This is a genomic window from Tardiphaga sp. 285_C5_N1_2 (genome assembly GCF_052076065.1).
GTDB classification, from domain to species: Bacteria; Pseudomonadota; Alphaproteobacteria; order Rhizobiales; family Xanthobacteraceae; genus Tardiphaga; species Tardiphaga robiniae.
On the sequence record NZ_CP197241.1, the window covers coordinates 1953237 to 1974735 of the forward strand.

The 21499-nt window shown below is 62.0% G+C and carries 21 protein-coding genes and 1 tRNA gene; 15 read left to right on the forward strand and 7 right to left on the reverse strand.

Annotation, left to right across the window (positions count from 1 at the left end):
• Nucleotides 1-75: 75 nt before the first annotated feature.
• Entirely contained in the window at nucleotides 76-891 is an 816-nt protein-coding gene (locus AB7951_RS09260; RefSeq protein WP_120293106.1) for a MetQ/NlpA family ABC transporter substrate-binding protein, read from the reverse strand.
• Between the two features lie 33 nt (nucleotides 892-924).
• On the reverse strand, nucleotides 925-1833 hold the full coding sequence (locus AB7951_RS09265) for an aliphatic sulfonate ABC transporter substrate-binding protein (protein WP_120293160.1): 909 nt from the start codon (nucleotides 1831-1833) through the stop codon (nucleotides 925-927).
• A 423-nt stretch (nucleotides 1834-2256) separates the two neighbouring features.
• Between AB7951_RS09265 and AB7951_RS09270 the strand changes: the two genes are divergently transcribed.
• From AB7951_RS09270 to AB7951_RS09295, 6 genes are all read left to right on the forward strand, one after another.
• Nucleotides 2257-3219: an aliphatic sulfonate ABC transporter substrate-binding protein gene (locus AB7951_RS09270; protein ID WP_120293162.1), complete on the forward strand. Its 963-nt coding sequence runs from the start codon at nucleotides 2257-2259 to the stop codon at nucleotides 3217-3219.
• Nucleotides 3220-3426: 207 nt separating this feature from the next.
• The gene (locus tag AB7951_RS09275; protein WP_120293109.1) at nucleotides 3427-4548 is read left to right on the forward strand and encodes a methionine ABC transporter ATP-binding protein; all 1122 of its coding nucleotides are present in this window, start codon (nucleotides 3427-3429) and stop codon (nucleotides 4546-4548) included.
• Nucleotides 4538-5203: a methionine ABC transporter permease gene (locus AB7951_RS09280; RefSeq protein WP_068732062.1), complete on the forward strand. Its 666-nt coding sequence runs from the start codon at nucleotides 4538-4540 to the stop codon at nucleotides 5201-5203. Before AB7951_RS09275 ends, AB7951_RS09280 begins: the two co-directional genes overlap by 11 nt.
• Before the next feature lie 46 nt (nucleotides 5204-5249).
• Nucleotides 5250-6044 (forward strand): MetQ/NlpA family ABC transporter substrate-binding protein, encoded by a 795-nt coding sequence (locus tag AB7951_RS09285; RefSeq protein WP_439061722.1) that lies wholly within the window; start codon nucleotides 5250-5252, stop codon nucleotides 6042-6044.
• A gap of 1092 nt (nucleotides 6045-7136) precedes the next feature.
• Nucleotides 7137-7210 (forward strand) — tRNA-Gly (locus tag AB7951_RS09290).
• Between the two features lie 279 nt (nucleotides 7211-7489).
• Nucleotides 7490-8119 (forward strand): hypothetical protein, encoded by a 630-nt coding sequence (locus AB7951_RS09295; protein ID WP_147421761.1) that lies wholly within the window; start codon nucleotides 7490-7492, stop codon nucleotides 8117-8119.
• A gap of 228 nt (nucleotides 8120-8347) precedes the next feature.
• On the opposite strand, the gene AB7951_RS09300 is transcribed toward AB7951_RS09295, so the two are convergent.
• Entirely contained in the window at nucleotides 8348-9046 is a 699-nt protein-coding gene (locus AB7951_RS09300) for a hypothetical protein (RefSeq protein ID WP_120293116.1), read from the reverse strand.
• 148 nt (nucleotides 9047-9194) lie between these two features.
• On the opposite strand from AB7951_RS09300, the gene AB7951_RS09305 reads away from it, so the two are divergent.
• Both AB7951_RS09305 and AB7951_RS09310 read left to right on the forward strand, forming a co-directional pair.
• Complete coding sequence (locus AB7951_RS09305; protein WP_120293118.1) at nucleotides 9195-10319, forward strand: serine hydrolase; 1125 nt, start codon at nucleotides 9195-9197, stop codon at nucleotides 10317-10319.
• 510 nt (nucleotides 10320-10829) lie between these two features.
• Complete coding sequence (locus AB7951_RS09310) at nucleotides 10830-10997, forward strand: hypothetical protein (protein WP_158596884.1); 168 nt, start codon at nucleotides 10830-10832, stop codon at nucleotides 10995-10997.
• A gap of 28 nt (nucleotides 10998-11025) precedes the next feature.
• Here AB7951_RS09310 and AB7951_RS09315 read toward each other — a convergent pair whose 3' ends face one another.
• The gene (locus tag AB7951_RS09315) at nucleotides 11026-11640 is read right to left on the reverse strand and encodes a DUF5666 domain-containing protein (protein WP_120293164.1); all 615 of its coding nucleotides are present in this window, start codon (nucleotides 11638-11640) and stop codon (nucleotides 11026-11028) included.
• Between the two features lie 196 nt (nucleotides 11641-11836).
• On the opposite strand from AB7951_RS09315, the gene AB7951_RS09320 reads away from it, so the two are divergent.
• Entirely contained in the window at nucleotides 11837-12070 is a 234-nt protein-coding gene (locus tag AB7951_RS09320) for a hypothetical protein (RefSeq protein ID WP_120293120.1), read from the forward strand.
• Nucleotides 12071-12189: 119 nt separating this feature from the next.
• On the opposite strand, the gene AB7951_RS09325 is transcribed toward AB7951_RS09320, so the two are convergent.
• Both AB7951_RS09325 and AB7951_RS09330 read right to left on the reverse strand, forming a co-directional pair.
• Complete coding sequence (locus tag AB7951_RS09325) at nucleotides 12190-12918, reverse strand: YkgJ family cysteine cluster protein (RefSeq protein ID WP_120293122.1); 729 nt, start codon at nucleotides 12916-12918, stop codon at nucleotides 12190-12192.
• Nucleotides 12919-13003: 85 nt separating this feature from the next.
• The gene (locus tag AB7951_RS09330) at nucleotides 13004-13675 is read right to left on the reverse strand and encodes a TetR family transcriptional regulator (RefSeq protein WP_120293124.1); all 672 of its coding nucleotides are present in this window, start codon (nucleotides 13673-13675) and stop codon (nucleotides 13004-13006) included.
• A 268-nt stretch (nucleotides 13676-13943) separates the two neighbouring features.
• On the opposite strand from AB7951_RS09330, the gene AB7951_RS09335 reads away from it, so the two are divergent.
• From AB7951_RS09335 to AB7951_RS09355, 5 genes are all read left to right on the forward strand, one after another.
• Complete coding sequence (locus AB7951_RS09335) at nucleotides 13944-15179, forward strand: acyl-CoA dehydrogenase family protein (protein ID WP_120293126.1); 1236 nt, start codon at nucleotides 13944-13946, stop codon at nucleotides 15177-15179.
• 22 nt (nucleotides 15180-15201) lie between these two features.
• Nucleotides 15202-16263, forward strand: a complete 1062-nt coding sequence (locus AB7951_RS09340) for a phosphotransferase family protein (protein ID WP_068731551.1) — start codon at nucleotides 15202-15204, stop codon at nucleotides 16261-16263.
• A gap of 119 nt (nucleotides 16264-16382) precedes the next feature.
• Nucleotides 16383-17294: a DMT family transporter gene (locus AB7951_RS09345; protein WP_120293128.1), complete on the forward strand. Its 912-nt coding sequence runs from the start codon at nucleotides 16383-16385 to the stop codon at nucleotides 17292-17294.
• A gap of 199 nt (nucleotides 17295-17493) precedes the next feature.
• Nucleotides 17494-18405 carry a DMT family transporter gene (locus AB7951_RS09350; RefSeq protein WP_120293130.1) on the forward strand — a complete coding sequence of 304 codons (912 nt, stop codon included), beginning with the start codon at nucleotides 17494-17496 and terminating at the stop codon, nucleotides 18403-18405.
• A gap of 119 nt (nucleotides 18406-18524) precedes the next feature.
• Nucleotides 18525-19766: an MFS transporter gene (locus tag AB7951_RS09355; RefSeq protein WP_441255740.1), complete on the forward strand. Its 1242-nt coding sequence runs from the start codon at nucleotides 18525-18527 to the stop codon at nucleotides 19764-19766.
• A 29-nt stretch (nucleotides 19767-19795) separates the two neighbouring features.
• Here AB7951_RS09355 and AB7951_RS09360 read toward each other — a convergent pair whose 3' ends face one another.
• Complete coding sequence (locus AB7951_RS09360; RefSeq protein WP_120293134.1) at nucleotides 19796-20581, reverse strand: SDR family NAD(P)-dependent oxidoreductase; 786 nt, start codon at nucleotides 20579-20581, stop codon at nucleotides 19796-19798.
• 135 nt (nucleotides 20582-20716) lie between these two features.
• Here AB7951_RS09360 and AB7951_RS09365 point away from each other — a divergent pair, with 135 nt between their 5' ends.
• Complete coding sequence (locus AB7951_RS09365) at nucleotides 20717-21454, forward strand: histidine phosphatase family protein (RefSeq protein ID WP_120293136.1); 738 nt, start codon at nucleotides 20717-20719, stop codon at nucleotides 21452-21454.
• Nucleotides 21455-21499: the final 45 nt, after the last annotated feature.

Genomic DNA, 21499 nt, shown 5'->3' on the forward strand with positions numbered 1-21499 from the left:
CGAGCCGCGCTGGGAGTCAAATCCGCGGTTCGGTATGATTGTCGCGCTATGGCGGCCTGCGCGCGTAGGTTGCGCTCAGTTGAAGTATTCGGGCAGGGTGAAGCCGGCATAGAACTTGTCGTTGCGGATCGCGGTCTTGAACGTGTCCGATTGATAGGCCGCAACGATGTCCTTCGCCCACGGCGCCTCGGCATTGCCCCGGCGGACGGCCACGACATTGGTGTAGGGCTTGGTCATCTTTTCCAGTGCGAAGGCCTCGGTCAGCTTCAGCCCGCTATAGATCGCGAAATTGCCCTGCACGGCGGCGAAATCGGCATCGCCGAGGGCGCGCGGCGCCTGCGCGTTCTCGAGCGGCACGATCTTGATGCTCTTTGGATTCTTGATCACGTCGAGCTCTGTGACATCGACGGGGTTGTTGTCCTTGATCTCGATCCAGCCGAGATCACGCAGGATCCAGAGTGCGCGCTGCAGGTTCACGGGATCATTGGGAACCACCACGGTGGCGCCGGCCTTCACGGCATCGGACGTCTTGTGCTTGGTCGAATAGAGACCCATCGGCGGCGTCGGCACCGTGATGATGCCGGTCAGGTCGGTCTTCTGGCGCTGGTTATAGCTGTCGAGGAACACCGTATGCTGCATCACATTGGCGTCGATGTCGTTCTTGAACACTGCGGTGTTGGCTTCCAGGCCGGTGGAGAATTCATAGTATTTGACGGTGTAGCCCTTCTTTTTCAGCTCGGGCTCGACGCCCTTCTTGAAGCCGTCGATATAGGGGCCGGGCACGAACCCGACCTTCAGTTCAGGCTTGGTGGCGGACTGCGCATCGGCATGCTCGCCAAAGGAGACGAGTGCGAGCATCGTGGCGGCGATGACGGAGAGGGCGGTCTTCATTGTCGTTGTCTTTCAGGGAATGTCAGAATGGGATTATTTCGGCGCCCAGATCTTCACGTCGCTGGCATCGACCTTCACGGGGATGAGCTTTTCGTTGAAGAAGGCGTCGGCGATGATCTGCTGCTCGGACAGGCCGGCTTTGGTGACGGCGCCGACCTTGTAGGAGCGGTGGCTGTTGGCTTCCTCGACGGTGGCGGCGTCGATGCCCCACAGGCTTGAGAGGAGCTTGGCGGCTTCCTTCGGCTCGGTCTTGGCCCATTTGCCGGTTTCATCGAGCTTCTTGAAAATGACGTTCAGGACATCGCCGCGCTTGTCGGCATAGGCGGCCGACGACAGGTAGTAGCGCTTGTAGCTGGCAAGGCCGTTGCTGCCATCGGCAAGCACGCGGGCGTTGGACTGGCGCTGTGCGCTGGTGAGGAACGGGTCCCATGCCACCCAGGCATCGACATTGCCGCCGACAAAGGCGATTCGGCCATCCGCAGGCGGCAGATAGGCCGGCTGGATGTCCTTGAAGGTGAGGCCGGCTTTGCTCAGCGCGGCGAGCAGCAGGAAGTGGCTGCCGGCGCCTTTGGTGACCGCGACCTTCTTGCCCTTGAGGTCCGCCACGGTCTTCAGCGGCGACTCCGCCTGGACCACGATCGCCTGCGCGGCAGGCGAGGCGGCTTCCTCGGCGATGTAAGCGAGCTTGGCGCCGGCGGCCTGCGCGAACAGCGGCACGGTGTCGGCGACATCGGCGCCGAAATCGACATTGTTGGTGTTGATAGCCTCGAGCAGCGGCAGGCCGCTCGTGAATTCATGCCAGCTGATCTTCACGCCGAGCGGCGCGAGCGCCTTCTCCAATTCGCCATTGGTCTTCAGCACGGCGATCAGCGTCGACGACTTCTGATAGCCGATGCGCACCGCGTCCGGTGTCTGCGCGCAGGCGAAGGAGACCGACAGCATGGAGGCTACGGCGGCCAGTTGCAGCGCCCGGGTGTGCCGGAACACGAAGCGTTCGATGAAGCGGGCGATGTGGATCGGAAGCATGTTGGCACTGCTTTGCTGATGATGTTTCGTGAGCAGCAAAGGTGCGAGAGCGGCTCGTTTCCGTCAATGAAATGGCCAACTGTAGTTCCGGGCGCGGCGATGCAGGCATGCTGCGATGGCCTTGTTGTGCAGCGGAAACGTTCTCTGCATGCCTTCAGGGTGGCTCCGGAAGAGCAGGTTATTTCCCCGCGGCGGAGATGAAGCTGCTCCGGGAGCCGACGTCAGGATTGCAAAACTTGCAGACTGCCCGCGACCTTTGAAAGCACAATCTTCGCAATCGCGCGTAGCGTTTGACCATCACGCCCTTGCATCCCCCGGGCGCAAATGGAGCAACAGCGCATGTCCTATTCCCGACGATCCGTGGTCGCAGGTCTCTCCGCAGCCTTGTTGCTGTCCGCCGGGCTCACCGCATCGCCGGTGACTGCGCAGGAGCTGAAGGAAATCCGCATCGGCTTTCAGAAGGCCGGCATCTTCCCGGCCGTGAAGCAGCGCGCGACGCTCGAAAAGGTGTTCAAGGAAAAGGGCATCAGCGTGCGCTGGGTCGAGTTCCAGTTCGGGCCGCCGATCCTCGAAGCGATCAATACCGGCAATGTCGACTTCGGCTATGCCGGCGACGCGCCGCCGATCTTCGCGCAGGCTGCGCGTGCCAATCTCGTCTATATCGCCGCCATCCCGTCGCGGGGCTACAATCAGGGCATCGTCGTTCCCGACAATTCGCCGATCAAGACGCTCGCCGATCTCAAGGGCAAGAAGGTCGGCTTCGGCAAGGGATCGAGCGCGCATAACACCATCATTGCTGCGCTGGAGAAGGCCGGATTGACCTATGCGGATATCACGCCGGTCTATCTCGGCCCCGCCGACGCGGTGGCGGCATTCGCCGGTGGCAATATCGACGCGTGGTCGATCTGGGATCCGTATCTCGCGCTCGCCGAGGGCAAACAGGCGCGGGTGATTGCCTTCTCCAAGGATGTGCAGGATTCGATTTCGTTCTTTCTCGCCAACAAGGATTTCACCACCAGACACCCGGACATCGTCGCGCTGTTCAACAAGACCTTTGCCGATGAAGGGAAATGGGCCGAGGCCAATCGGCCGGAGGTCGCAACGAAGCTTCAGGAGGCGACCGGCGTCGACAAGGCGGCGACCACGCGCGCCGTCGAACGGTCGAACTACACGGTGGTGCCGATCAATGACCGGATCATTGCCACCCAGCAGGAAACGGCGGATCGCTTCCACAAGCTCGGCCTGATCCCCAAGGCGATCAACGTGAAGGACATCGTCTGGACCTGGACCCCGGGCTCCTGAGCTCCCGAAAACTCGCCGGGAGACGATTAGCGCTGTCACCAGCCGTCTCCCGGCACTCTTTTGCTCCCGCAGGCCATTGAAACCGCTGGATTTTCCTCATTTGTGCAGTGCGGTTGAAATAATGCCCGAAATCAGTAGGTTGCAGCCACGGCGCCCGCGACACGCAGGCCGGCCCCGTGCTTCACAACTGCGCAGAAACGTCATTCAATGAACGCTCCCCTGTCCAAGCCGACCGGAGCGCCCGTGCCAGTTCTCGATCCGCAAGATCCTGGCCAACAAGGGCGTGCCATCATCTCCTTCGATGGCGTCAGCAAGATCTTCCCGTCGCGGAAGGATTCCGCCGAGGTGAAGGCGGTCGACACGATCGACCTCGTGGTGCCCGAAGGCGCCATTGTCGGCGTGATCGGCAAGAGCGGCGCCGGCAAGTCGACGCTGATCCGCCTGATCAACGGACTTGAACAGCCGACCCACGGCAAGGTCACCGTCGACGGCCTCGACATCGGATCGCTGGATGAGAAGGCGCTGCGTCAGGCGCGCCGCTCCATCGGCATGATCTTCCAGCATTTCAACCTGCTGTCGTCGCGCACCGCCTTCGACAATATCGCGCTGCCGCTGGAGATCGCCGGCACGCCGCGCAACCAGATCAAGGGCATCGTCGAGCCGCTGCTCGACATGGTTGGTCTCGCCGACAAGCGCGACCGTTATCCCGCCGAACTCTCAGGCGGCCAGAAGCAGCGCGTCGGCATCGCACGCGCGCTTGCCACCAAGCCGAAGGTGCTGCTGTCGGACGAGGCGACCTCCGCGCTCGATCCCGAGACCACCGCTCAGATCATCGCGCTGCTCAAGCAGATCAATGCGGATCTCAACCTGACCATTCTCTTCATTACCCACGAAATGTCGGTGGTGAAGAAGCTCGCGCAGCGCGTCGCCGTGATGGAAGGCGGCCAGATCATCGAGCAGGGCACCACCTACGAGATTTTCTCGAAGCCCACACATGCGACGACCAAGCGCTTCGTCGGCGAGGTCACCGGCGGCAATGTGCCGGAATGGCTGCAGGCCAAGCTGCTTGCGGACTATGCGCCCGGCCGTCAGGCCGTGATCCGCATCGCCTTCACCGGCGCCGATGCGGACGAGCCGGTACTGTCGCGGCTGACGCGCGCCTATGGTGTGGATTTCAACATCATGCATGGCCAGATCGAATATGTTGCCGATCATCCGTTCGGCACGCTGATCGCCTCCGTCGCGGCCGAGCCGGAATTGCAGGCGAAGCTGATCGCCGATCTCACCGCGACCCGCAACACCGTGGAGCATCTCGGCTATGTCGCCTGAACTGATCAACATGATCCTGTGGTCGACGCTGGACACGCTCACCATGGTGGCGCTGGCTGGCATTTTCGGCACGCTGGCCGGATTGCCGCTCGGCATCTTCCTGGCGACCAGCCGGGCCGGTGAGCTGTTCCCGGCGCCGAACGTCAATCGGCTGCTTGGTCTCGTCGTCAATGCCACGCGCTCGACGCCCTTCATCATTCTCGTCGTCGCCATCGTGCCGCTGACGCGCCTGATCGCCGGCACCTCCATCGGCACCAGCGCCGCCGTGGTGCCGCTCACCATCGCGGCGACGCCGTTCATCGCCAGGGTCATCGAAGGCGCCATCCGCGAAGTCGATCAGGGCCTGGTCGAAGCCGCACGTGCCTTTGGCGCCAGTCCGCTGCAGATCGTCTGGAAGGTCTTGTTGCCTGAAGCGATGCCGGCGGTGACGCTGGCGCTCACGCTCGCGACCGTCAGCCTGATCGGTTATTCCGCCATGGTCGGCGCCGTCGGCGGCGGCGGGCTCGGCGATCTCGGTATCCGCTACGGCTATCAGCGCTTCATGCCGGAAGTCATGGCGACGGTCGTCGCCGTGCTGATCTGTCTCGTGCAGGGCGTGCAGAGCCTTGGCGACTTCATCTCGCGCCGCCTCGACAAGCGCACGCGACATTCCTGAGCATCTCGCTCGCGTCAGCGGGCCCGCTCACACTCGTTTACTCACAATGGAAAACACAATGTCTCTTCGTCGTTACTTTCTCTCCATCCTCGCTTTCGCCGCGCTCACCGGCGCTGCGTCAGCCGAGACCATCAAGGTCGGCGTGACGCCGGGTCCGCATGCGCAGGTGCTGGAAGCCGCCAAGGCCGTCGCCGCCAAGAAGGGCCTCGACATCCAGATCGTCGAATTCTCCGATTACGTCGTGCCGAATGCGGCGCTGGAAGCCGGCGACTTGCAGGCCAATTCGTTCCAGCATCAGCCCTATCTCGACAACCAGGTGGCCGATCGCAAATACAAGATCGTCGCTGTCGGCAACACCATCAACTTCCCGATGGGCATCTATTCGAAGAAGGTGAAGACCTGGGACGAGGTCAAGTCCGGCGCCACGCTGGCGATCCCGAACGATCCGACCAATGGCGGCCGCGTGCTGATCCTGCTGCGCGACAAGGGCATCATCAAGCTGAAGGACGGCGTCGGCTTCAAGCCGACCTTGCTCGATATCACCGACAATCCGAAGAAGCTGAAGATCACCGAGGTCGATGCCGCGCAGCTGCCGCGCACGCTGCCTGACGTCGACGTCGCCGGGATCAACACCAATTACGCGACCCAGGCCGGTCTCGATCCGGTGAAGGACGCGATCCTGCGCGAGGACCCGAAGGGTCCTTACGCCAACATCATCGCCGTGCGCACCGCCGACAAGGACAAGCCCTGGGTGAAGACGCTGGTGGAAAGCTATCAGTCGCCAGAAGTGAAGGACTTCATCGAGAAGACCTTCAAGGGCTCGGTCCTCGCGACCTGGTAAGGTCCTTCTTTTCCCTCCCCCTTGCGGGGAGGGTGGCCGGCCGCTTGGCCGGTCGGGTGGGGGTGCCACAAGCGGCGCCCTCACGTGGGGGGCAATCCCCACCCCGGCCTCCGCTTCGCTCGGCCGACCCTCCCCGCCTAGCGAAGCTTCGCTTCGCGCGGGGGGAGGGATATTTCTGGCGCCGTCGCGCCATCGCATCTCCAAAATTTCAAAGAGTCACGCGCTCGCATTCTCGCGGCGCCAATGGCGTCCGAGTTTTGCGCATTCCTTCCCACCCTCAATCGAGAGGGCGTGCGGAACGCCGGGTGCCCGTTGCACCCTTGGGCCTGATGCGATGCGGTCTTCCGCAATCTATAGAGTGCATCAGGACTTTCGGACGCGCTGGGCGAAGTGCCCGGCGTTCCGCCTGCGGTGTTTTTTCGGTTGCCTGCACATCTGCCTTGGCGAACGGCCCCATCACCAAAATTAGTGTCCCAGGGCGGAGGGACAGGGTAGCCTCAAGCACTTAAGCCGGACGCGTTTCAATTTGGTCGTCCGTCACACTGTCCAGGGATCTTTCCATCTCAAGGTCGGCCGTCTCCTTGCCAGTGGCAGTGCTGGCGCAGACCCGTCCTGCCCGAAGACAGACGTTACCCATGAACCGCGTGACGCCGCATCTCCGGCGTCCACCGCATCCAGCCCCGCGAACGTGACGATCGCGCTCGCCCCTCTCATCGAGGCTGGACGAGGGGGAATATAATCATGGTAGGGATGTTGTCAATGGCAGATAGGAAAAAATGTTTGATTGCCCCACACTCGTCATTCCGGGGCGGGACCGGCGCCGCAGGCGACGGGACCGAGCCCGGAATCCCAGCATGTTCAGCGCTAAACACTCCGGGATTCCGGGCTCAGTCCGGCCCGCTTCGCGGTCCGTCCTGCCCCGGAATGACAAAGAGGGCGGCCCGGCATTGACGGCCGGCCTACAGCCGGACATCCCATTTCCACACGCCATCCCCTTGAAATCAAACCGCAATCCGCGTGTCGCAGCGGGCAGGGGATGCGACCTCACATGAGGTTGAGACCCGCCGCGCAACGTGTTACCTGACGCGGCACGCGGGTATAGCTCAATGGTAGAGCAGCAGCCTTCCAAGCTGAATACGAGGGTTCGATTCCCTCTACCCGCTCCAATTCAACAACGGGTATATCTCCTACAATTCAGCGTGTTATGTGGTGCCCGGACTCCGCCAAGAGTCTCTGAAAGCTAGACGCCCATTTTTCTCGGACGCTCCTCGGGCGCATTTTTCAAGTGAGCCATCGATCCGCTTCGTGATCTCAGCAGAGAAGAAGATTTCGAGGAAGTGGGCTGCTGTAGGCGCGCGATATTGCTTCTGATTTTTGTGACCTAGCGGGCGCTGAGAATGGTGATCTGAATCTAGGATTCCTCACAGGCCGCTACTGGAGGCATCGTGTCGCACACAATAAACATTGATCCTCCACCACAACCACCCGGACAAGTGTTTGCGCTGGCCACCCCGGATCACATGCTTCACAAGCTTTATTGGGAAATCAAGCAGCTTGAGATGTCACTTGGCACCGAGCATAAGCTCGCGTTCGCCCACGCGCCTGCTTATCATGCCTTCAATTGTGCGATTACGGCTTGGCATCTTAGCGACTGGTCTTGGGAAAGTTCTGATGTCGAGCGGCGCGCGCTAATCGCATCGCATCTTAGTTTTTCTTTGAGCGCGTCAACAAAAGGGTCGCTTGAAATCTTTCAAGCCGCACTCCGCGGTCGGCACCGCTCGCTCCATTTGTGTTGGCAGATAGCGACCGGCTCAAAGCACATGAATATTCGTAAGCCGGATCCCGAGGTAAAGGCTGAAGGAGGATGGCAGCCGCAGTCGATGGCTGGCCGCATGCAAGCCGGGCAACCATTGGGCCTGTATCTCTATCGCTTGAGTGTAATCGACGATGGGGCGGCACGCGAAGCGCTGGACGTCTTTCGCGAGGCCTTCAAGTGCTGGGAAGATGAGCTCGGTTGTTGGGGCTTTATTGAGGGCCGTCCAGTTTACGGTGTCCTACCACGCGACATTCCCTAATTTGGCGGACGCTAGTCCTAGCGCCATCCCCCGATCAAAGTGATCGTTACCAGCGCGAGTGCAAACAGTAGAACGATAGCGAGATTGCCTTCAGCTGCAGCCTCCAAAACGAATGGGATGCGCACTTTCAGTTTGGGTTTGTTTGCCATGTCTCGACTGCGAAATGGTGGGTTCGTGCGGACGATGCCCGGTCCATCGCCGTTGCGCACGTACAATCGCGTGCAACGCTCACTCTCTAGGTTCACCTAGTGGACGCAGTTTGCCATCCTTGTCGAACCATTTTGCATGAACGTCTCGTTCCTGCTCAAACTCTCCTGGCCCAAACCAGCGCTTGACGGTACTTGGCGCTACTCCAAGCGCTTCACCAATAATCTTGAATGTGGGATTGACGCCTCGCGCCATAAGCTGTCCAGCTATCAGTCCAGCGTTTTGTTTTTTCTGCCGGATTTCTCCTTCTTTCTCGTAATGCAAGTTGGATCCACCCAGCTGCTCCCGCATAAGAACGATGAGGTCACGTGGAATCATCAGGTTATCATTCCAGCTGAGTGCATCGAGTGAGCAGCAGATCATCCAATCGATCAGCTTTTCTGGGATAGCTAGCCCACGTCGGATCAGGTGAGTTTCGCCATCGGCGGCGATCTCCCGTGCCTCGATGATCTTCTCCATGAGCCGAAGAGCCATTTCGCTGATCGCGTCCTGATCAGCATCAAGGATACCTCCGAGCAATTCGGGATCGATGCCGTATTTAGCTAGTTCTTCGCGCATGTAGAACATCGACTCGAACCCGCCGATCGTGCTGACCTCGATCTCAGCCTCCGGATTTCGGCGCCGAAGCCTCACGTAATTCTCTATCGTACTGTCTGCCTTGTATTCCTTCGTGATCTCGTTGAAACCGCCACCTTCGTTTGATCCGAAGTTCCGAGACATCCCAAGTCCTCTCACATGCCAAGGTCCGCTCAAGGGCAATCGCTAGTCTAATCCGAATGGGTGGCATCACACACGTCTCGATAGCTTGCCGTCAGTCCCTATCCGGTCAATAACCGCCGCCTGTTGCCCAAAGCGAGCCCAATACCCCATGACAGACCCCCGTTATTTCCCCGCCGCCAGCGCCTGGGACAAAATCGATCCGCGCGCCGCCGGCTACGCGCCGGACAAGCTCGCAGCAGCCGTGGCATTCGCGCAGGCCAATGAAACGCCTTGGCCGCGCGGGTTCTATTACGAGGACGGCCGCTACGCGCCGAATGTGGACTGGAATGAGGTCGGGCCATGGAGTGCCGTGCTCGGTCCGGTGCGTGAGCGCGGCGGCTCTGCGGGCATGGTGCTGCAAAATGGGCGCGTGCTGGCGTCGTGGGGCGAGACCGCGCGGGCGGATATGACCTTCTCCATCGCTAAGAGCTATCTCGCCGTGCTGGCGGGCCTCGCAGTGGATGACGGGCTGATCGGGGATATCGACGAGCCCGTGGGCAGGCGCGTGCCCGGTCCGCTATTTGCGGATGCGCATAACGCCAAGATCACCTGGCGGCATCTGCTGGAGCAGACCAGCGAATGGCGCGGCGAGCTGTTCGGCAAGCCGGACCAGATCGATCACAACCGTCTGGTCGCGCCGAATGCCGACAACAGCCGCAAGGGCGAGCTGCGCGAACTGCAAACGCCGGGCAGCTTCTACGAATATAACGATGTGCGCGTGAACCTGCTGTCGCTCTGCCTGCTGCATCTGTTCAAGCACCCGCTGCCGGAGGTGCTGCGTGCGCGCATCATGGATCCGATCGGCGCGTCCAGGGACTGGGAGTGGATCGGCTATGACAATTCCTTCGTCGAGATCGACGGTCAGCGGATGCAGTCGGTGCCGGGCGGCGGCCATTGGGGTGGTGGCATGTTCATCGGCGCGGAGGACCATGCGCGCTTCGGCCTGCTCATGGCGCGCGGCGGCGACTGGAATGGAAAGCGGCTGCTGTCGCAGGCCTGGGTCGACGCGATGTGGACGCAGTCGTCACAGCAGCCGAATTACGGCTTCCTGTGGTGGCTGAACCGCGGGCCGCATGCCAACAAGAATGCGCCGGACACGGCGGTCTATGCGCTTGGTGCCGGCGGCAACATGATCTGGATCGATCGCGACGCGGAGATGATCGCGGTGACGCGGTGGCTGCCCAGCGCGAAGGCGCCGGAGTTCATCCGGCAGTTGATCGCGGCGCGCATCTAGGGCGTTTTCGTTCGGACGTGGAGCTTTCAAGCTTCCACCTTGGCGGTGCCGCGCAAGGGAGGCAACGCAGGCAGGGCGTTGCGGGATAGCGCATTCTTCCGCTTCCGGATGAGCCGCTGCTCGGCTTCCGCGTCGCTTTATCTCAAGCCGATTCCGGTCGTGAGATAAACGGCGATCAGGAAGGCGCAACCTGCCAGTGGCAGGGCAATCAAACGTAAAATTTGTGCTTCCGAAATCATCTGAGGCACCTATGTCGGCAGCTTCGATGGGAAGATGGCAGTTTATGCTTAATGCGCGGTAAATAGCTCTCCGGCCAGTCGTTGCGTCCGGCATCGAGCAGGGCCCGTATCAACCCGTCATCTCGTCCAGCAGTGCCTACGCCAGTCCCTTCTGCGCATCCGGCAACTGATCGCGGCGCGGATCTAGGACGCTCCCATTCAGAACGCAGACGTCGCCTCCCATGCAACGGATTGCACGGGGCCGCGTTGGCATGCACAGGGAGGCACCAGCATGAATGTTCGCAAGCCAGCGGAGCGGGCTCCGGAAGGTCCGGGCGAAAAGCCGGACCCGCTCACGATTCTCGGAGATCACCCCGCTCCGGAGGATCAGTTCGGCGGCGGCGACATCTGCTCACCGGAGGCAGAGCCTCCGACCGACGACGACAAACCGCTCGACTGATCCCCCGGCAATGCGCGCTTCGCGCGGGCTACATCGGCGGCACGATGCCGTTGGTGCCGGCGACCACGTTGCCGGTGGTGAGCGTTCCGTCATCCGCCTTCTGCGACGGCACGAACACCGTCATGCCGGGCTTCAGGTCAGCCTGCGCGGCAGCCGCAAAGGTCACGACCGTGGTGTCATCCGCGACCGAGATGGTCTTTTCCTTGCCGTGAAAGGTCACAGTGATGTTGCGGCCGTCGACGTCCTTGACGGCGTTGGTGACGGTGGCGTTGGTCATGGTGCTGTTCGGCTTCAGATCCCAGGGATAGCTGCCTTCGCCGGTGCCCTTCATGCCGGCCGGGAAGATCAGGACTTCGAGGGCGCCGTCGCCGCCGCGCGACTTGGGCAGCGAGGCGATGCCGACGAAGTCGCCGGGCTTGATGTCATTGAGCGAGGCCTTGGCCACGCCGGTGACTTTCCAGTTGTCGTTCAGCTTGATCGCGGTCGAATTGCCCTCGCGGGTTTTGACCGTCAGCTTCGCGCCGTCGACACTCTCGACCGTGCCGCGCACGCGAACCGTCTCGGCTGCGCTTGCGGCGGAAATGGTGGCTGCACTCAGCAGGGCAATGCCTAGCCCGGTGATTACAGCAGAAAACGCTCTCATATTTCGTCCTTTCACGTAACGCTCTGGCTTGGTGCCGATAGCGTTACGTTCGGGGATCGCGATGATTACGTGGGCGAGGATCACGGTGCGGTGATCGGGAACACAGGGGCGCGCTTGCAGCCTCATTCCAGGTGCCAGGTGATTATCGGAACGATTTTGTCTTGCGCTGCTTGCTGAGGTCGGAGAGGTTCGAACTATGACCATCCTGTCAAAGAAGGCTGCGCTGCTCATCCTTGCTGCCGTCGCCGAACTCGCGCTCGCTGACGCGGCATCTGCCCGAGGCGGTGGCAGCAGCTTCATGAACTCGCCGGGCTACCAGCGCCGGCTGCAGGAATCGCGCGGCTACGTCACAAACCAATCGGGCTCACTCGTGTCGCAGCCGGCTGCGCCTGCGCCAGTCCAGCACTCACGCAAATCGCGGCGCCGATAGCCGGCGGCGGGGAGGGCGTCAGCCCCTGGATATGAACGTAGAGTCGCGCCACGAAGGGACAAAAATACTCATCGACAATGTCGGCTGGGTTGGTCGTGAGCGAGGTCGCGCATTCGCCATCACGAGCCGGTATGGCGCTTCGCTTCCGGCGCAGACCCATCGATGGTCCCCATCTCATCCAGCAAGGCCTGCGCCAATCCCTTCTGCGCATCCGGCAGCCCGCGATTGCGTGCGGCCTGCTCCAGCGCGAAGGTCGCTTCCATGTGAATGCGGAAATGTGCGGCGTTCTGCTCGACGCCGGTGCCCTCGGGTACATCGCCGAACACCACGTCGTGGCAGCGCGCCACCGAACGTGACGTGAAGGCGCGGCAGGTCAGTGGGCGGACCTCATAGACCGTGCAGCGATTGTCCGATCCGAGCAGCGCGCAGCGCATGCGAAGTTTCATGACGTCGGCAGCATCGCGTGCGGCAGCCGCGGCAACTTCGAGGCGGGTGCGGAGTGCCGTCTGTTCGTCCGGCGTGAAATGCGCGGCGATATGTTTGGCCATCACAGTCGCGGTGCCGGGCGGCACCTGGACATAGAGATGACAGCAGGCGGCGCAGCCGCTGGTGCAGGCATTGCCCGGCTGGTTCGGGATGTTGTCGCGAAAACTTGCGGTGGCGGCGTCCGCAATGGCGGTCGCATCGCGGGCGGCGTCTGCGATGCTGCCGGCCTGTTCGAAGGCGACGCCATAGGCGGCGCGCAGATTGCCGAAGATGCCCTCATAGCGGCCGGACAGCGAGCGCATCAGCGTGCCCACTTCCGCGATATTGTCCGACACGAAGTCGATGGCGTCCTGTGCGCTCATGCTGGGGTCCCGATCCGCTCCCGGAATACGCTGCGAATCGCGGGGGCGTCACGCGCAATCTGGGACGGGAACCGGGCTTTACCGTTCAGGCGCGCGCTTTCGCTTTGGCCGGTTCCTTCTGCGCGGCCTTGGCCGGTTTCCCCGTCAGCGCCACGACCGCGACCGCGACCACGCGGTCGGTGATCGCCTGCACATCGTTGAGGTCGCACAATCCGTCGGACATGCGCGTCAGGCGTTCGCTGTCGCGGATGGTCTGGTGCGCCATGGCCAGCGCGAAATGCAGCGCCCAAAAGATATCGGCGGGATCCTGATCGGGCAGGGATCGGCGCAATCCCGCGGCGAAGCGCTTGAGGTGATCGACCTCGCGGTTCTTGATCTTGCGGATCGGCGGCACGGATTCGATCGAGGCGCGGATCATGAAGCGCGCGGCGTCCGAGCGCTGTTTCTCGGGGCCGAGGCAGCCGCGCAGCGTCGGGCCGACGAGGGCGGCGAAGATCGCATGGATGTCGGCGCGGCCGTCGCCGGCTTCCTCCGCCGCCTTCAATTCGCGCAGGCGCTCGCGATTGGTGGCGAGGCTGCGCGTCACGAACAGTTCGGCGATCAATTCGTCCTTGCTGCCGAAATGATAATTCACCGCCGCGAGATTGACGTCCGCTGCGGCGACGATGTCACGCATGGTCACATCCGCAAAGCCGCGTTCGGCATAGAGCCGTTCGGCTGCGGTGATGATCGCCGTCCGTGTGTGGTCTGCTGCCATGCGATCGTCCTGTCAAAACGGTCCTTTTGCAACATGGCCCCATGCAAGCGGCGCGGATCGGGGTCATTGCATTTCAAACGCGTGTATGAAACTATCGTTTGAGCGTCGGGAAATGTCAATGTGCGCCTGATGGCATATTGCATCTGCTCAACGCCATCGCCCCCGCGCGGATCTGTGCCGCATCAGCAGAGACAAATTTGCTCTTGCGGTGATCCAGCGACGGGACAACAGTGCCGCCAACAATTCTAAAAAACGCGAGGATCGCCCCATGGATTTCAATATGTCGGACCGCCAGCGCGAATGGCTCGAGCGCGTGTCCTCCTTCATGACCAAGCATGTCCGCCCCGCCGTGCCGATCTATCGTCAGCAGGACGAAGCGGGCGAGCGCTGGAAGGTGATCCCGATCGTCGAGGACTTGAAGAAGAAGGCGAAGGCCGAAGGCCTGTGGAACATGTTCATGCCGCCGTCGTCGCATGAAGACGACGAATTCCACGGCGCGGGACTGAGCAATCTGGAATATGCGCTGCTCGCCGAACAGATGGGCCATATCGGCTGGGCCTCGGAAGTGTTCAACTGCTCGGCGCCTGACACCGGCAATATGGAAGTGTTCATGCGCTATGGCTCGAAAGAGCATAAGCAGAAGTGGCTGAAGCCGCTGATGAACGGCGAGATACGCTCCGCCTTCCTGATGACCGAGCCGGATGTCGCATCGTCGGACGCGACCAATATCGAGACCTCGATCAAGCGCGACGGCGACGAATACGTCATCAACGGCACCAAGTGGTGGTCGTCGGGCATGGGCGATCCGCGCTGCGCCGTGATGATCGTGATGGGCAAAACCGATCCGAGCGCGGCGAAGCACCAGCAGCAGTCGCAGATCCTGGTGCCGCGCGATGCCAAGGGTGTGACGATCGAGAAGATGCTGCCGGTGTTCGGCTTTGACGATGCACCGCACGGCCACGCGCGGGTGAAGCTGGACAATGTCCGCGTGCCCGCCAGCAATATCCTGCTCGGCGAAGGGCGCGGCTTCGAGATCGCGCAGGGCCGTCTCGGTCCGGGCCGCATCCATCACTGCATGCGCACCATCGGCAAGGCCGAGGAAGCGCTGGAGAAGATGGTGCGCCGGCTGTCGTCGCGCACCGCCTTCGGCAAGAAGATCATCGAATATTCGATCTGGGAGCAGCGCATTGCTGAAGCCCGCACCGATATCGAGATGAACCGTCTGCTCTGCCTCAAGGCCGCCGACATGATGGACAAGGTCGGCAACAAGACCGCCCAGCTCGAAATCGCGATGATCAAGGTCTCCGGCCCCAACATGGCGCTGAAGATCATCGACAATGCGATCCAGGCTTACGGCGCCGCCGGCGTGTCCGACGATGCGGGTCTCGCCCGTGACTATGCGTCGATGCGCACCATGCGTCTCGCCGACGGTCCGGACGAGGTGCACAACCGTGCCATTGCGCGGCTCGAACTGCGCAAGTATGCCAATGAGGCAAAGCACTAAGAAACGCTAAGCGGAGACTGACGTGACCGATGGTGTGAAGCGCGACGACGAGTATAACGGCACGAGGCCTGTGGAGGAGCGGCATCGCTTCGACGAGATGAGCCTCGAGGCCTGGATGCGCGAGCATGTGGAAGGCTATGAGGGGCCGCTGACCGTCCTGCAGTTCAAGGGCGGACAAAGCAACCCGACCTATCGGCTGAATACGCCGAAGCAATCCTACGTGATGCGGCGCAAGCCGTTCGGCAAGCTTCTGCCATCGGCGCACGCCGTCGATCGCGAATACAAGGTGATCGCGGCGCTCGGCAAGCAAGGCTTCCCGGTCGCCAAGGCCTACGCACTCTGCACCGATGACAATGTCATCGGTTCGGCGTTCTACATCATGTCGATGGAAGACGGCCGGATCTTCTGGGATCCGGCGCTGCCGACGGTGCCGAAGGAAGATCGCCGCGCGATCTTCACGGCGAAGATCGAGACGCTGGCGCAACTGCACAGCTACGATCCCGAAAAAATCGGGCTCGGCGACTTCGGCCGTCCCGGTAATTACTTTTCCCGTCAGGTCGATCGCTGGACCAAGCAGTACCGCGCCTCCGAGACGCAATTGATTCCGGAAATGGAGCGGCTGATCGAATGGTTGCCGACCTCCGTGCCGGAGCAGGAGCGTGTGTCGGTGGTGCATGGCGACTATCGCATCGACAACATGGTGTTCCATACGACGCAGCCGAAGGTGCAGGCGGTGCTCGACTGGGAGTTGTCGACATTGGGCGATCCGATGGCCGACTTCACTTATCTTTTGATGCAGTGGATCATGCCGGGCCTCGACGGGCTCGACTTCAAGGCGCTCAACATCCCGACCATGGACGAGGCCGCCAAGATCTATTGCGACAAGGCCGGCCGCAAGAGCGTGCCCGATCTCAACTGGTACTATTGCTACAACCTGTTCCGGCTCACCGGCATTCTGCAGGGTATTGCCGGTCGTGTTCGCGATGGCACCGCGTCGTCAGCCAAGGCGATGGAGTCTGCCAAGCGCACCGTGCCGCTGGCGCAGGCGTCGTGGAAATACGCACAGCTCGCGGGCGCGAAATAAACGATTGAAGAGGCGCGACCGACTGGGGATCGCGCCTCTTTCATGATCGCTTCAGAGATGCCCCGCTAAGAGGGCCGGCCGCAGCAAGTGCTGCTGCGTCGATCGACCTGGAAACGCACTTGTCTCTCTCTCCCAGTCTTCGCGGCAGCGTGCTGATGGCCATAGCCATGGCCGGCTTCAGCCTCAACGACGCGCTCACGAAATTCCTGACGCTGCACATGAACTTCGGCCAGGTGATGCTGGTGCGCGGTCTGTTCGCCGTCGTGCTGATCGGCGCGCTCGCCACCCAGCGGAAGGCCCTGCGTCCGCTGCGCATCCTGTTCGTGCCGTCTGTAGCACTGCGCGTATTCGGCGAGATCGGCGGCACCGTGACTTTTCTGGCGTCGCTCGCACATCTGCCCCTTGCGAATGTATCGTCGATCTTTCAATCGCTGCCACTCGCGATCACGCTCGGTGCGGCACTCATCTTCGGTGAGCAGGTGGGCTGGCGGCGCTGGCTGGCGATCGCCGCGGGCTTCGTCGGCGTTCTCATTGTGGTCCGTCCCGGCATGGAGGGATTCAACCAGTTTTCGCTGCTGGCGCTGTTGTCGGTCGCGTTCTGTACCGTGCGCGATCTCGCGACCAAGCGCATTCCGACCGAAATCCCTTCACTGTTCGTCACGTTTTTGACGACGATCGTCGTGACGATCGTTGGCGCTATCCTGCTCGTTCCGCTGGGCGGCTGGACACCGCCATCGAACGGCGCGTTGGCGCTGTTATTGCTCGCCGCTGTGCTGGTGCTGATTGGATATCAGTGTGTGATCCTGGCACTGCGCGCCGGCGATATCTCCGCTGTTGCGCCGTTCCGGTACTCGCAACTGCTGTGGGCCATGTTGCTTGGCTACCTCGTGTTCGGCGATGTGCCGGACGGCCCGATGGTTCTCGGTGCGTCGGTGATCGTGCTGTCCGGTCTTTATGCGTTCCATCGCGAGCGGGTTCGCAACCGGTTGCCGGCGGCCAGTGCGCCGAGCATGCCGCCGGATGGGTTGTAGGGCGATCACAGCGGATCCTCAGGATGGGGGTCGCTCCACTCGGCTGTCAGCGCCGGGCCCAGCGCGCAGTGAATGGCAGGGACGCGCGGGTCGTCTGGCTCGCGTTTCTGTTTTGGTGCACACGAGGCGCAATCATTTGGCCTGAGTCTTGCTCTGTTCGGAGCCTGTCCGCTCTGACCGTAACTCACCCAGGATCGTCTTGCCTCTCTCTCCCAATCTGCGCGGCAGCCTGCTGATGGCTGTGTCCATGGCAACTTTCAGCGTCAACGACGCGATCGCCAAATTTCTGACCGTGCAGATGCATTTCAGCCAGGTGATGATGCTGCGCGGGCTGTTCGCCAGCGTCATGATCGGTGCGCTGGCGGTGCATCAGGGCGCGCTACGGCCGCTGCGGCTGCTGTTCGTGCCGTCGGTGGCGCTGCGCATCTCCGGGGAGATCGGCGGCTCGGCGCTGTTCCTGGTCGCGGTGAGCGCGCTGCCGCTCGCCAATGTGACCGCCATCGTTCAATCGCTGCCGCTGGTGATGACCTGCGGCGCCGTGCTGATCCTGGGCGAGCCGGTGGGGTGGCGCCGATGGTTGGCGATTGCCGCGGGCTTCATTGGCGTGCTGATCATCGTGCGGCCGGGCGCCGAGGGGTACAGCCAGTTCACGTTGGTGGCGCTGCTGTCGGTGTTGTTCTACGCCACGCGCGATCTCGTCACCAAACGCATTCCGGCCGAAATTCCCACGCTGTTCGTCACCTTTCTCACCGCCGTTGCGGTGACGCTGGCAGGGGCAGTGTTCACTCTGCTGCACGGGGACTGGACTGCGCTATCGTTTCATTCGCTCGCTTTGCTGGCGCTGGCGGCGGTGATGACGTTGATCGGATTCCAGTGCGTCATCCTCGCGCTGCGCGTCGGCGATGTCTCGTCGGTCGCGCCGATGCGTTATTCGCAGATGCTCTACGCGATGCTGCTGGGCTATCTGGTCTTCGGTGATGTGCCCGACGCCATGATGGTGCTCGGCGCGAGCGTGATCGTGCTGTCCGGCATCTACACATTCCACCGCGAGCGCGTGCGCGACCGTTTGCTGGCGACGAATTCATCGAACGCTCCGCCTGACGGATTGTAACTGTCTGCGTTATTTCTTGACCGCTATCCGATACGCAGCGATGGCATGGCGCCGCAATCATAGGTAGCGTTCTATGGGGACGCATTGAGCGCGGCGGTGGGGAAATGCAAACGCATGCGATGGCCGAGACCGATCCGGCTGACGAGACGTCGTTGCGCTATATGGGCTGGCGGATTGTTGCCGCTCTGTGTCTGGTCCAGATCTCGATCTTCGGTTTCGGCCTGTACGGGCAGGGCATCTATGTCGCCGAACTCCGCCGCCTCAACGATTGGCCGACCGGGTTAATCGCAACGGGAAGTACGCTCTGCCTCGTACTGGGCTCCCTGCTATCGATGTTCGTCAGCGATCTGTTGCGCTGGATCGGGCCGCGCAGCCTGGTCCTCGCGGGTATCGCCGCGCTTGCGACAGGTCTTGTATTGCTGGCATCGGCGGACTCCCTGCTGCATCTCTATGCGGGCTTTGTCGTGCTCGCGCTGGCCTGGGTCGGCCTCGGGACGATCACCGCTGCGGCGATCGTCGGTGCGTGGTTCGACCGCAAGCGCGGCCTGGCGATCAGTCTCACCTTCACCGGGGCGACGTTCAGTGGCATCTTGTTGATGCCCGGTCTGGTCCTGCTGGTCGAAGCGACCGGATTTCGTCACGCGCTGGATATCGCCGCCGCCGTGTTGGCGATCGTGCTCGTGCCGGTCGTGGCAATCATGGTTCGATTCCCGCGCGCAGGGGAACGGCGGATTGCCGAAGCTGTGCATGCGGCTCCGCCATTGTCACGTGCAGACCTCCTGCGCGATCCCGGGTTCTGGAGCTTGACCGCACCATTCGCGTTCGCGATCCTGGTGCAGGTTGCGTTCATCGTGCATCAGATATCGATCCTGACGCCGGTAATCGGATTTCAGTCGGCGGGCGGCGCGGTCTCGCTCACAACGGCCATGTCGCTGGTCGGGCGCATTACGCTTGGTCTCGTTGCCGACCGCGTCGACCCACGCCGCGCTGCCGCGGTATCGATCTTCAGCCAGGCTGCGGCACTGAGCGTATTGGGATTCTCGACCAGCACGACCGGGCTATTCCTTGCCTGTGCGGTGTTCGGCTTTTCGATGGGCAATCTGATCACGCTGCCGGCGCTAATCGTTCAGCGCGAATTCCCGTCGAACGCGTTCAGCGTTGTGCTCGGGCTGTCCATCGGGATTGCCGGCGTGATCAATGCCTGTGGGCCGGCAACCATGGGGCTTCTGCGCGACCTTACGGGCGGCTACGCGACACCGATTTTCATCGGCGTCGCCATTCAGGTGGCCTCGGCGCTTGCCGTATTGGCCGCACCGCGAGGAGGCCATGCAGCAGTTGTTCTGGATCGCAGGATGAGTTGAGCGAAGCCAAACCCATCCCGCGTTCCGTCTTAGATTGGTTTGCCCGCGTAAGGCATCGACGCCGTGAGGCCGCCGTCCACCGGGATCGCCTGGCCATTCACATAGGACGCTTCGTCGCTCGCCAGAAACAATCCCATCGCCGCGAGTTCATGCGGCTGGCCGGCGCGCTTCAGCGGATTGAGCTGGCCGATCTTGCCCTGCGTGCCGCGCTCCTTGGCATTGTCGAAGATCGGCTTGGTCATGCCGGTCTCGATCAGGCCGGGGCACACCGCATTGATGCGCACGCCGGTGCCGGAGAGCGAATAGGCCGTGGTCTGCACCAGGCTGATGACGCCGGCCTTGCTCGACGCATAGGGATGGCCGGAGGCGCCGGACTTCAGGCCTGCGACAGAGGCGGTGAGGACGATGGAGCCGTGCCCCTGTTTCACCATATGCGGCATGGAATGCTTGATTGCGAGGAACGGCCCGATCAGATTGATGCGCAGGATCTCCTGCCATTGCTCGACGGTCTGCTCCAGCAGCGGCACGAGGCCGCCTGATATGCCGGCATTGGCCCAGATCGCGTCGAGCTTGCCGTATTTTGAAAGCGCCTTTTCGACATAGGCCTTCACGTCGCTCTCGGAACCGGCATCCGCCGTGATCGCTTCAATGGTGCCGCCGGCATCGCTCACAAGTTTGGCGGTCTCATGCACGCTCTCGCTGCGGTCGACGATGATGAGCTTGGCGCCTTCCAGCGAGAACAATTGCGCTGCGGCGCGGCCGATGCCGCTGCCTGCGCCGGTGATGATGACGGATTTGCCTGCGAGGCGGCCCATAACTCTCTCCCTGTATGTTTTTTGTGCGGCGTGCCGCCATATGGAATTCAATGATGCGTGCCAAGCTGCGAAGATGCTTGAGGCGCTTCGCGCTCTGACGTAGGACGGATGAAACAGTATTGAAGGGTGGTCACGATGTCCAACGCCGAGAAACCGTTCGTGGCGCAGCATACAGTCCCTCAAGGTGTGACGGCGACGCGGTGGTGGTGGGTGCGACACGCCCCGGTGCGGAGTGACGGCGGCAATATCTACGGCCAGAAGGACATGGACTGCGACTGCAGCGACCGCGTGGTGTTCGATGCGGTCGGCAAGATCCTGCCACGCAATGCTGTCTGGGTCGCCAGCAATCTCAAGCGCACGCATCAGACGGCGAGTGCGATCTGGGCCGCAGGATTTCCGAAGCCCGACGCGATGCCGCATGAAGCGGATTTCGCCGAACAGCATCTCGGCGACTGGCAGGGCATGAACCGCGCGGCGTTCTTCGCCAGCCGTCCCATCAATGTCGGCAGCTACTGGTTCGCGCCCATCGATGAACCATCGCCGAATGGCGAAAGCTTCATGGACCTCTACAACCGCGTGCGCCGTGGCATCGAGCGCATCAATGTCGAGCACGCCGGCAAGGATATTATTGCAGTGGCGCATGGCGGCACGATCAAGGCGGCCATCGGCCTTGCGCTCAACGATCAGCCGGATCGCGGTCTCGCTTTCACCATCGACAACTGCTCGGTCACGCGGCTCGATCATCTCGCTAGCGACGGCCATAGTGGCTGGCGCATCCCGATGGTCAACCAGCAGCCATGGATCGCCGATCCCTCGCATGCGGCGATGCATCAGCCGGCGGGGCCGGAAGTGACGCCGACGAAACTAGCTTAGTCATAGCCGTCATTGCGAGGAGCCTCTTGGCGACGAAGCAATCCA